This is a genomic window from Sutcliffiella sp. NPDC057660 (assembly GCF_042800035.1).
In the GTDB taxonomy this organism is placed as follows: Bacteria; Bacillota; Bacilli; order Bacillales; family Bacillaceae_I; genus Sutcliffiella_A.
Genome location: NZ_JBHVHV010000028.1, coordinates 23,787 through 34,890, shown reverse-complemented (window position 1 = coordinate 34,890; position 11,104 = coordinate 23,787). Strand labels below are relative to the sequence as shown.

Below are 11,104 nucleotides of genomic sequence, written 5' to 3'. Positions count from 1 at the left end.
TCACACCCGTTCCCATACCGAACACGGAAGTTAAGCTCTTCAGCGCCAATGGTAGTTGGGGGCTGTCCCCCTGTGAGAGTAGGACGTTGCCAGGCTATATATTCGGAGGATTAGCTCAGCTGGGAGAGCATCTGCCTTACAAGCAGAGGGTCGGCGGTTCGATCCCGTCATCCTCCACCAAGATTTTTTCACTAGTGAAAATAATCAACCATTTTTCATGTGTGAAAATAATATATTTTTCGCCGGTGTAGCTCAGTTGGTAGAGCAACTGACTTGTAATCAGTAGGTCGTGGGTTCGACTCCTATCGCCGGCACCACTTTTCTTAATATGTTACGTGCCATTAGCTCAGTCGGTAGAGCACGTTTGAATACGCTGCGTAGTAAAACTACAGCGTACTCATCGATTCAACTTCTTGTATAACCTAGAAGAGATGAGTACGTCGTACAGAATATGCTTCTTCGAATGAAATAATGTGCAAAGAACAATGAAAACTTAATGAATTAATTTTAACTTATGTGCCATTAGCTCAGTCGGTAGAGCATCTGACTTTTAATCAGAGGGTCGAAGGTTCGAGTCCTTCATGGCACACCATTTATCTTGCGGGTGTGGCGGAATTGGCAGACGCGCTAGACTTAGGATCTAGTGTCTTTGACGTGGGGGTTCGAGTCCCTTCACCCGCATTGTAATTTTATAAGAAGCGGAAGTAGTTCAGTGGTAGAACACCACCTTGCCAAGGTGGGGGTCGCGGGTTCGAATCCCGTCTTCCGCTCCAACAGACTTGCCGGGGTGGCGGAACTGGCAGACGCACAGGACTTAAAATCCTGCGGTAGGTGACTACCGTACCGGTTCGATTCCGGTCCTCGGCACCAGAATTTTGCAGATACAAAATAACTTTTATAAGCGCCCGTAGCTCAATTGGATAGAGCGTTTGACTACGGATCAAAAGGTTAGGGGTTCGAGTCCTCTCGGGCGCGCCATTTACGGGGAGTAGCTCAGCTTGGTAGAGCACTTGGTTTGGGACCAAGGGGTCGCAGGTTCGAATCCTGTCTTCCCGACCATTAAGATTTTGTTTGGGGCCTTAGCTCAGCTGGGAGAGCGCCTGCTTTGCACGCAGGAGGTCAGCGGTTCGATCCCGCTAGGCTCCACTTATAGAAATATAAACTTCACTTTTTTGGCGGTGTAGCTCAGCTGGCTAGAGCGTACGGTTCATACCCGTGAGGTCGTGGGTTCGACTCCCTCCGCCGCTACCAAAAAGGACCTTTAGCTCAGCTGGTTAGAGCAGACGGCTCATAACCGTCCGGTCGTAGGTTCGAGTCCTACAAGGTCCACCAGAAATTCTTATATATGGAGGAATACCCAAGTCTGGCTGAAGGGATCGGTCTTGAAAACCGACAGGGGTGTCAAAACCCGCGGGGGTTCGAATCCCTCTTCCTCCTCCATTTTTTATAAGAATGGTGAGAATTTTATATGTATTACTTTTATTGTCGCGGGGTGGAGCAGTCCGGTAGCTCGTCGGGCTCATAACCCGAAGGTCGCAGGTTCAAATCCTGTCCCCGCAACCAATTGGTCCCGTGGTGTAGCGGTTAACATGCCTGCCTGTCACGCAGGAGATCGCCGGTTCGATCCCGGTCGGGACCGCCATTTTTAATTTAATAGTGGCTCGGTAGCTCAGTTGGTAGAGCAATGGACTGAAAATCCATGTGTCGGCGGTTCGATTCCGTCCCGAGCCACCATTTTTAGATTAACGAACATTAGCCGGTGTAGCTCAGTTGGTAGAGCAACTGACTTGTAATCAGTAGGTCGTGGGTTCGACTCCTATCGCCGGCACCAGTTCTACAAAAAAATAGTATTATGGCGGTTGTGGCGAAGTGGTTAACGCACCTGATTGTGGTTCAGGCATTCGTGGGTTCGATTCCCATCAGTCGCCCTTTTTTTTTGCGGGTGTAGTTTAATGGTAAAACCTCAGCCTTCCAAGCTGATGTCGTGGGTTCGATTCCCATCACCCGCTCCATATGGGCCTATAGCTCAGCTGGTTAGAGCGCACGCCTGATAAGCGTGAGGTCGGTGGTTCGAGTCCACTTAGGCCCACCATTACTAACTATGTTCCATGTACCGTTCCACCATAGCTCAGCGGTAGAGCACGCTCGAATAAGCTTCCTAGAGATTCTACAGCGTACCGATTGAGCAGCATCGTGATTAATCATCCCGAAATCGGGACGTTCGGCGTAAGTGGTCAATTTGTTCGTAAAAGTAATTTATGTACCGTTCCACCATAGCTCAGCGGTAGAGCATTCGGCTGTTAACCGAAGGGTCGTAGGTTCGAATCCTACTGGTGGAGCCATATTCGGGGAAGTACTCAAGTGGCTGAAGAGGCGCCCCTGCTAAGGGTGTAGGTCGTGTAAGCGGCGCGAGGGTTCAAATCCCTCCTTCTCCGCCATCAAAACTCAATCATGCGGCCCGTTGGTCAAGCGGTTAAGACACCGCCCTTTCACGGCGGTAACACGGGTTCGAATCCCGTACGGGTCATCAAAAAGTTGTGGTATTTTTATAAATATCATGGCTTTTTTTATTGTGCGAATTTGTTTGAAAAAGCCATTCTTCTCTTTTCGTCGTAGTGCAAAATATGATCATTTGGTCTTATATAATTTGTGGAACACGGATTTTCTGATTATGAGCATTATCAGAAAATCAAATCCATCCTAAATCAGCCTCTCCTAATCTCCCAAAAGAAACTTCTTCTAACTTACTTTTATACCCCATAGACTCTCCGACAAAACCAAAATTCAAATAATATTTTTATTATTTTTATATAACTTTTAAGATGAAATCGCTTCCACATTTATTCAACCTTCTTTTCCACTAAAAACTTTTCGACAAATTCCCTTATAAAAGAATCGAATATCCTGTCATATTTTCTTTATTGTAAACCCTTACATTTATCCAGTCATATCAAGAACTCTGGAGGGATGGTAATGGAAGCGGTTTCCCTGATATAGCGTATTTTCGACAAAATAACAATATATTGTGAATTTTGCAATTTTGTGTCTAACGATTGGTCCTTGTCGTAAAAAGGAGAATGGTTTAAAAAAGAGAATAGTAAAGTATAACAATAATCTTTTTGAAACTATTCCGAAAGGGTGACGATATTGATTGCAACGAGCGCCACTGATTTTCAGCTGCACCTATTTCATGAAGGGACATTGTATAAGAGCTATGAGCTGTTTGGTGCACATGTAATAAAGCACCGGAAAAAGGTTGTCGGCACCAGATTTACAGTCTGGGCACCTCATGCAACGGCGGTCAGGCTGATTGGGACGTTCAATGATTGGAATGGGAAAGAATACGTATTAGAAAAACTTAATAATGAGGGTGTCTGGAGTATTCAATTGCCAGAAGAGCTAACTGGTCACCTTTACAAATATGAAATAGTGACAAATGAAGGGGAAGTGTTACATAAGTCTGACCCATTTGCATTTCATGCAGAGGTACGTCCTAAGACTGCTTCCATTGTCTATGACTTGGAAGGATACAAGTGGAAGGATCAAAACTGGCGTAGACGAAAAAAGAGAAAGCTAGTGTATGAGAAGCCGATGTTCATTTATGAATTACATATGGGATCATGGAAAAAGAAGGAAAACGGAGAGCTATACTCGTATTTGGAGCTTATAGAAGAATTGATCCCCTATGTGAAAGAGCATAAATTTACTCATATAGAGTTGTTGCCATTGATTGAGCATCCTTATGACAGATCTTGGGGATATCAGGGGACAGGTTATTATGCCGCTACGAGCCGCTATGGCACTCCGCGTGAGCTAATGGCTTTTATTGATGCCTGCCATCAGGAGGATATCGGGGTAATACTGGACTGGGTACCTGGACACTTCTGTAAGGATGCGCATGGGCTGTCCATGTTTGATGGCACTCCAACATTTGAGTATCAAGCCTACAATGACCGGGAAAATGAGGTATGGGGGACTGCCAATTTCGATTTGGGGAAGCCGGAGGTCAGAAGCTTCCTGATTTCCAATGCGATGTTTTGGATGGAGCATTTCCATGTGGACGGCTTCCGGGTCGACGCTGTTGCCAATATGCTGTATTGGCCTAATACGCAGGAAGTCCATGCGAATCCTTTTGCACAGGAATTTTTGAAAAAGCTGAATGAAGCGGTTTTTGAATTCGACTACAGCGCACTGATGATTGCGGAGGATTCAACGGATTGGCCTTTGGTTACCTCTCCTACTTCTATAGGAGGACTTGGGTTTAACTACAAATGGAATATGGGTTGGATGAATGACATTCTCTCGTTTATGGAGGCTCCTCCCGAGCAAAGAAAGCATTTGCATGACAAGGTCACCTTTTCCATTGTCTATGCCTTTTCAGAGAATTTTATTTTGCCTTTTTCCCATGACGAAGTAGTCCATGGGAAGAGATCTTTATTGAATAAGATGCCAGGAGAATACCAGGATAAGTTCAAGCAGTTGAGGCTATTGTATGCTTTTCTGGTCGCCCATCCAGGTAAAAAGCTGCTATACATGGGAAGTGAATTTGGCCAGTTTGATGAATGGAAGGACCTCGAGCAGCTCGACTGGTTCCTGCTTGAAGAGTATGAAACACATCAGCAGATGAATCTTTATGTAAAAGATCTGCTTGCCTTCTACCATAGTCAAAGGGCTTTATTTGAACTGGATCATTCACCTGATGGATTTGAGTGGATTGATGCAGATAATCGGGATCAAAGCATATTCTCCTTTATTCGAAAAGGAAAGAAGCAATCGGATACACTGGTGGTCTTATGTAATTTTACCGGAGCATCATATGAGCAGTATAAAATTGGTGTTCCACTTTTAGCGGATTATGAAGAGGTGTTCCAATCCGATCACATACAGTATGGTGGAACAGGTATCAGAAATACTGAGGTGATTAGTTCGCAGGAAGGTGCATATCACGGCAAGGAGTTTCATATGATGGTCAATGTTGCGCCGTATGGAGTAAGCATGTGGCGTCCTAGGAAAATTCGAGGGGAGAGTAATGGGAGATGATGAAGAATAAATGTGTAGCAATGTTACTGGCAGGAGGAAAAGGAAGCCGATTAAGTTCCTTGACTAAAACACTTGCAAAACCTGCTGTCCCTTTCGGTGGGAAATATCGAATCATTGATTTTGCATTAAGCAACTGCACAAACTCCGGGATTCATACGGTTGGCGTTTTGACACAATATCAGCCACTTGTATTGAATTCCTATATCGGAATTGGGAGTGCGTGGGATCTGGATCGCAAAAATGGCGGCGTGACCGTTCTGCCTCCATATACTGAATCCTCCGGTGTGAAATGGTATACAGGTACCGCGAGTGCCATTTATCAGAACCTGAACTACTTAAAGCAGTATGAGCCTGAGTATGTGCTTATCCTATCCGGTGACCATATATATAAAATGAACTACGCTGAAATGCTGGATTATCATATTAAGAAGGATGCGGATGTTTCCATATCAGTGGTGGAGGTTCCTTGGGAGGAAACAAGCCGCTTTGGAATCATGAACACGAATGAAAAGCTCGAAGTGGTGGAATTCGATGAGAAGCCGGCCAACCCGAAAAGCAATCTTGCATCCATGGGAATCTATATTTTCAAATGGTCCGTTCTGAAGGAATATCTTGAGATGGATGATCGTAATCCGGATTCGAGCCATGATTTTGGAAAGGATGTCATTCCTTTGCTGCTTGAAGAGAATAAGAGATTGGTAGCCTATCCTTTCGAAGGCTATTGGAAGGATGTCGGAACAGTAAAAAGCTTATGGGAAGCCAACATGGATCTCTTAAAAGAGGAGTGCGAGCTGAACTTGTTTGAATATGACTGGCGTGTTTATTCAGTCAACCCAAACCAGCCTCCTCAATATATTGCTCCATGTGCGGATGTAAATGATTCCCTTGTCAATGAAGGCTGCTTCATCGAAGGGAAGATCGATCATTCTGTCCTTTTCCAGGGAGTGAAGGTAGGGAAAAATTCCGTTATTCAAAACTCTGTCCTGATGCCGGATGCGGTGATTGGTGAAAATGTCTATATCAATAAGGCGATCGTACCTTCCGGACTGGTAATCCCGGACGGAGTTGTCATATGCCCCGAAAAAAATGAAGATGAAATCATTTTGGTTACGGAAGAAATGATGGAAAAAGGGATTTTCTCTATATCATAATTAGAATACGCCAAAGGAAGGATGAGAATCATGAATAAATCTATGCTCGGAATCATTGATGCGACCATTCACAATGAAGAGATGAAGGAGCTTACGTTAAAGAGATCAATCGCTGCTGTTCCGTTTGGAGGCCGTTATCGCCTGATCGATTTTGTATTATCAAATATGGTAAACTCGGAAATTCAAAGTGTGGCAATCTTCCCCAGGTTTCAGTACCGTTCTCTGATGGACCATCTAGGTTCAGGCAAGCAATGGGATCTGGACCGTAAACGTGACGGCTTATTCTTTTTCCCAAGTTCGGTTGGAGAAGTGGACGGAAATACAGGATCATTTCAGCATTTCAAGGAGAATGAGGATTTCTTCTTGAGAAGTACGCAGAAGTATGTGGTTATCTCAAACAGCTATACGGTTTGCAATATGAATTTCAAGGTGATGCTTGAGCGCCATTTGAATAACCGCTGTGATATTACACATGTTCTTCATCAGGAAGAATCCATGGACATATTTATTCTAGAAAAGGATTTGCTGGTAAAGCTTTTTATGAACTATGAAAAAAATGGTTATGGAAGCATCATGGATGTAGTGGACGATATGAACAGCGGGTATAAAGTCTGTAACTATGAATTTACTGGTTATGCTGCTGTTATTGATTCAATTGAAAGCTATTATAAGCATAGCTTGGAATTGTTGAATCCTACTGTATGGCAGCAAGTGTTTATGAAGAAACAGCCCATCCTCACAAAGGTCAAGGATGAGCCGCCGACAAGCTATGGCAAGGATGCCTTTGTTAAGAACTGCATGATAGCCAATGGTGCCATCATTGAAGGGCATGTGGAAAATAGTATCATTTTCCGAGGTGTGAAAGTAGGCAAAGGAACCGTCATCAAAAATAGTATAGTCATGCAAAAAGGGGTTATCGGATCGAATTGTGTTTTAGATTCAGTCATTCTAGACAAAGATGTAAAGGTGGAAGATGGTACGGCTATAACAGGTAAACTTGATTCTCCATTTCTAGTAAGAAAAGGTACCGTACAAGGAGCTCTGATGAATTCGTGAAGGTTTTGTTTGTCGTATCGGAATGTGTCCCGTTTGTAAAATCTGGTGGCTTAGGCGATGTTGCGGGAGCATTGCCTAAGGAATTGAAAAAGCTGGGCACGGATGTAAGAGTGATCCTGCCTAAGTATGGACAGATCCCGGAACCATACAGGAAGAAAATGAAGCGAATCCAGACCACCTATGTGGATGTTGGCTGGAGACATCAATATTGTGGGATTGAAAAATTGGTTCTGGATAATGTCACCTACTATTTCATTGACAATGAGTATTATTTTAAGCGCGATTCCTTGTACGGTCATTTTGACGATGGGGAGCGCTATTCCTTTTTCTGCAGGGCGGTTTTGGAAAGTATGACAGCCATCGATTTTGTCCCTGATGTTATTCATTGCCATGATTGGCACACGGGAATGGTTAATTTCCTGCTTGAAAATGAATACCGGAAAAATCCTCGCTTTGAGCATATTCAAAGTGTATTTACTATTCATAATCTCCAATTTCAGGGTGTATTCCCTAAGGGTATCCTGCAGGATCTGCTGGGAATTGAGGAGCATTTATTCACAACAGACCAGCTTGAGTTTTATGGGAATGTCAATTTCATGAAGGCTGCACTAGTTTCTTCCGGTCTGATTACAACGGTAAGTCCCACGTATAAAGATGAAATCCAAACCGCTTATTTTGGTGAGAAGCTGGATGGCGTATTGCGCTTTCGCGGTGATGATCTGATTGGGATTATTAATGGAATTGATGATGAGATGTATAATCCAGAAACGGATGAGCATATAGCAGCAACTTATCATGCATCCAAACCTAAGGATAAAAAAGTTAACAAACAGGCGCTCCAGAATCTCTGTGGATTGCCCGTTAAAGAGGATATTCCCATCATTGCAATGGTTAGTCGCCTGACAAAGCAAAAAGGGTTGGACCTTGTGACGAGAGTGTTGCATGAAGTACTTGAGAATGATGTACAGGTGGTGATATTGGGAACAGGAGATCGCAGGTTCGAACATTATTTCCGTGAATTGTCTTATCATTATCCTGAAAAAGTAAGGACCTTCATCGGATTTGATGAGGCACTGGCTCACCAGATATACGCAGGTGCTGATATGTTCCTCATGCCTTCCCAGTTTGAACCTTGTGGATTGGGACAATTGATTGCCCTCAGGTACGGGACCATTCCGATTGTACGTGAAACGGGCGGCTTGAATGATACGGTGCATTCCTACGATGAATCAACTCTTGAAGGGAATGGCTTCAGCTTTACTAATTTCAACGCCCATGACATGCTTAATACCATCAGACGTGCCATCACGTTCTATGAGCAGCCGGAAGTTTGGGGCGGTATCATGAAAGAAGCCATGGAGCGCGACTACAGCTGGGCCAAGTCCGCTTTTAAATATAATCAGCTATATTCAACATTGATTGCGAGGAGCGGAGTACATGTTCTCTAACAAGGAAAAGTTTAAGGCATCATTTTTGAAAAAGCTTGAGAGTATGTACGGAAAAAGCTTTCAGGAATCCACTTCACGAGATCATTATCATACACTCGGCAATATGGTGCGCGAATACATAAGCTCCGATTGGATTGCGACAAATGAACGTAATCGTGCTGCCAACGAAAAGCAGGTATACTATCTTTCCATTGAGTTTCTTTTGGGAAGGCTTCTAGGAAATAACCTATTGAATTTAGGGATCCAGCAAGTCGTGGAGGACGGGTTGAAGGAACTTGGCCTTGAACTGTCAGCCATCGAGGAGATTGAAGCGGATGCAGGTCTTGGTAACGGTGGACTCGGACGATTGGCTGCATGCTTCCTGGACTCATTGGCTTCATTAAACCTGCCAGGACATGGCTGCGGTATCAGGTATAAACATGGATTGTTTGACCAGAAATTTGTGGATGGCTACCAAGTGGAATTGCCGGAGCAGTGGCTGAGACACGGAAATGTCTGGGAGGTAAGAAAACCTGACCAAGCGGTGGAAGTGCATTTCTGGGGCAGGGTGGAGACTTACTTGGAAGGGGACAGACAAAAATTCAGACATGCAAAGGGAGAAGCGATTACTGCAGTTCCCTATGATATGCCTGTTATCGGATACCAGACCAGCACAGTAAACATGCTGCGTCTATGGAGTGCGGAGCCTGCCCCTTTCCCGACAAATAAGGACATCATGCAATATAAGCGGGACACAGAGGCTGTATCGGAATTCCTTTATCCCGATGATACGCATGATGAAGGGAAAATATTGCGCTTGAAGCAGCAGTATTTCTTAGTGGCAGCGAGCATTGGAAGCATTGTGCGTTCGTATCGTAAAAAGAATGGTAGTTTGGTAGATTTCCATAAAAGAGTGAATATCCATATCAATGATACGCATCCTGTACTTGCCATCCCTGAGTTGATGAGAATATTGTTGGATGAAGAGGATATGAGCTGGGAGCAGGCGTGGAAGATCACGTCACAAACCATCTCCTATACCAACCATACGACCCTTTCCGAAGCACTGGAGAAATGGCCGGTATCCATATTCCAGCCTTTGCTGCCAAGGATATATATGATTGTAGAAGAGATAAATGAGCGCTATTGTGCAGAGCTATGGAAAAAGTACCCTGGGGATTGGCATCGCATCGAGGAAATGGCGATCCTTGCACATGGCCTTGTGAAAATGGCCCATCTAGCCATTGTCGGCAGTTTTAGTGTGAATGGAGTAGCAAAAATCCACACAGAAATACTAAAGAATCGGGAAATGCGTTTATTTTATGAAGCCTTTCCGGAGAAGTTCAATAATAAGACAAATGGGATCACCCATCGGCGTTGGCTATTAAAGGCCAATCCTCAGTTGACTCAATTGATACAGGATACGATTGGAACAGGCTGGATCAAGGATCCCACACAGCTTCGTCAGCTTGAAGTTTATGCAAACGATTCCGCCTTTCATGAGAAGCTGGATAGGGTGAAAAGGGAACGAAAGCTAATTCTTGGTGAGAGAATCAGAAAGCAGACCGGGATGATCATAGATCCCGATAGCATCTTTGATGTTCAGGTTAAAAGGCTTCACGCCTATAAGCGCCAGCTGCTGAATGTATTTCATATCATGTATCTCTATAACCGTTTAAAAGAGGATAACGGCTTTCACATTCATCCACGTACCTTTATTTTTGGTGCGAAGGCATCACCTGGTTACTATTATGCAAAGCGTGTCATTAAGCTGATCAATTCCTTGGCGGATAAAGTGAATAATGATCCTGCCATTGGTGGCCGCTTGAAGGTGGTCTTCTTAGAGAATTATCGGGTGTCGCTTGCCGAGGACATTTTCCCGGCAGCCGATGTGAGTGAGCAGATCTCTACAGCCAGTAAAGAGGCCTCAGGTACAGGTAACATGAAATTTATGATGAACGGTGCCTTGACGATCGGAACTTTGGATGGAGCCAATATTGAAATCAAGGAAGAGGTAGGCGAGGAGAATATGTTCATCTTTGGGCTTACAGCAGAACAGGTGCTTAACTATTATCAAAATGGAGGCTACCGTTCGAGTGAGTACTACCATCATGATAAGCGGATTCAACAAATATTGGAGCAGTTGATAAACGGCTACTTTCCCGATGTGGATGATCACTTCGAACCAATTCATGACAGCCTACTGATGCAAAATGATGAATATTTTGTACTGAAGGATTTCGCATCCTACATTGATGCCCAGGAGAGGGTGGATAATGCCTACCGTGAACGGAATGCTTGGCTGACAATGAGTGCGAAGAATATCGCGCATTCAGGTTTCTTCTCCAGTGATCGGACAATTAAACAGTATGCAGATGAGATTTGGGGATTGGAACCGAGTTTTAGTCGGAAGTAAAAAGGAAGAGCATT

The 11,104-nt window shown here is 44.2% G+C and carries 5 protein-coding genes, 22 tRNA genes and 1 rRNA gene; all 28 read left to right on the top strand.

The window, feature by feature from the left end; all coding sequences use genetic code 11:
* Window positions 1-95: ribosomal RNA gene (gene rrf, locus ACFVAD_RS23415) — 5S ribosomal RNA — on the top strand; the annotation flags it as partial.
* 9 nt (window positions 96-104) lie between these two features.
* Window positions 105-180: transfer RNA gene (locus ACFVAD_RS23410), tRNA-Val, on the top strand.
* Between the two features lie 61 nt (window positions 181-241).
* A tRNA-Thr gene (locus ACFVAD_RS23405) sits at window positions 242-317 on the top strand.
* Window positions 318-516: 199 nt separating this feature from the next.
* A tRNA-Lys gene (locus ACFVAD_RS23400) sits at window positions 517-592 on the top strand.
* Window positions 593-600: 8 nt separating this feature from the next.
* Window positions 601-681, top strand: a tRNA-Leu gene (locus ACFVAD_RS23395).
* Between the two features lie 17 nt (window positions 682-698).
* Window positions 699-773 (top strand) — tRNA-Gly (locus ACFVAD_RS23390).
* Between the two features lie 8 nt (window positions 774-781).
* Window positions 782-870 (top strand) — tRNA-Leu (locus ACFVAD_RS23385).
* A 31-nt stretch (window positions 871-901) separates the two neighbouring features.
* Window positions 902-978 (top strand) — tRNA-Arg (locus ACFVAD_RS23380).
* A gap of 4 nt (window positions 979-982) precedes the next feature.
* Window positions 983-1,059, top strand: a tRNA-Pro gene (locus ACFVAD_RS23375).
* Between the two features lie 14 nt (window positions 1,060-1,073).
* A tRNA-Ala gene (locus tag ACFVAD_RS23370) sits at window positions 1,074-1,146 on the top strand.
* A gap of 28 nt (window positions 1,147-1,174) precedes the next feature.
* Window positions 1,175-1,251, top strand: a tRNA-Met gene (locus tag ACFVAD_RS23365).
* Window positions 1,252-1,255: 4 nt separating this feature from the next.
* A tRNA-Ile gene (locus ACFVAD_RS23360) sits at window positions 1,256-1,332 on the top strand.
* Between the two features lie 15 nt (window positions 1,333-1,347).
* Window positions 1,348-1,440 (top strand) — tRNA-Ser (locus ACFVAD_RS23355).
* A gap of 46 nt (window positions 1,441-1,486) precedes the next feature.
* A tRNA-Met gene (locus tag ACFVAD_RS23350) sits at window positions 1,487-1,563 on the top strand.
* Between the two features lie 3 nt (window positions 1,564-1,566).
* A tRNA-Asp gene (locus tag ACFVAD_RS23345) sits at window positions 1,567-1,642 on the top strand.
* A 16-nt stretch (window positions 1,643-1,658) separates the two neighbouring features.
* A tRNA-Phe gene (locus tag ACFVAD_RS23340) sits at window positions 1,659-1,734 on the top strand.
* Between the two features lie 21 nt (window positions 1,735-1,755).
* Window positions 1,756-1,831, top strand: a tRNA-Thr gene (locus ACFVAD_RS23335).
* Window positions 1,832-1,855: 24 nt separating this feature from the next.
* A tRNA-His gene (locus ACFVAD_RS23330) sits at window positions 1,856-1,928 on the top strand.
* Between the two features lie 10 nt (window positions 1,929-1,938).
* Window positions 1,939-2,012, top strand: a tRNA-Gly gene (locus ACFVAD_RS23325).
* 3 nt (window positions 2,013-2,015) lie between these two features.
* Window positions 2,016-2,092: transfer RNA gene (locus tag ACFVAD_RS23320), tRNA-Ile, on the top strand.
* A gap of 175 nt (window positions 2,093-2,267) precedes the next feature.
* A tRNA-Asn gene (locus ACFVAD_RS23315) sits at window positions 2,268-2,342 on the top strand.
* Window positions 2,343-2,347: 5 nt separating this feature from the next.
* Window positions 2,348-2,438 (top strand) — tRNA-Ser (locus tag ACFVAD_RS23310).
* Window positions 2,439-2,455: 17 nt separating this feature from the next.
* Window positions 2,456-2,527 (top strand) — tRNA-Glu (locus tag ACFVAD_RS23305).
* 620 nt (window positions 2,528-3,147) lie between these two features.
* Window positions 3,148-5,040, top strand: coding sequence for a 1,4-alpha-glucan branching protein GlgB (gene glgB, locus ACFVAD_RS23300; RefSeq protein ID WP_386646059.1), 1,893 nt, complete (start codon window positions 3,148-3,150; stop codon window positions 5,038-5,040).
* Window positions 5,037-6,191 carry a glucose-1-phosphate adenylyltransferase gene (locus tag ACFVAD_RS23295; RefSeq protein ID WP_386646056.1) on the top strand — a complete coding sequence of 385 codons (1,155 nt, stop codon included), beginning with the start codon at window positions 5,037-5,039 and terminating at the stop codon, window positions 6,189-6,191. Before glgB ends, ACFVAD_RS23295 begins: the two co-directional genes overlap by 4 nt.
* 30 nt (window positions 6,192-6,221) lie before the next feature.
* Window positions 6,222-7,247, top strand: coding sequence for a GlgC family sugar phosphate nucleotidyltransferase (locus ACFVAD_RS23290; protein ID WP_386646053.1), 1,026 nt, complete (start codon window positions 6,222-6,224; stop codon window positions 7,245-7,247).
* Complete coding sequence (glgA, locus tag ACFVAD_RS23285; RefSeq protein WP_386646050.1) at window positions 7,244-8,695, top strand: glycogen synthase GlgA; 1,452 nt, start codon at window positions 7,244-7,246, stop codon at window positions 8,693-8,695. The genes ACFVAD_RS23290 and glgA overlap by 4 nt, the downstream gene beginning before the upstream one ends.
* A complete protein-coding gene (locus ACFVAD_RS23280) occupies window positions 8,685-11,090 on the top strand; it encodes a glycogen/starch/alpha-glucan phosphorylase (protein ID WP_386646047.1) in 2,406 nt (801 codons plus the stop codon). The genes glgA and ACFVAD_RS23280 overlap by 11 nt, the downstream gene beginning before the upstream one ends.
* The last annotated feature ends 14 nt before the right edge of the window (window positions 11,091-11,104 follow it).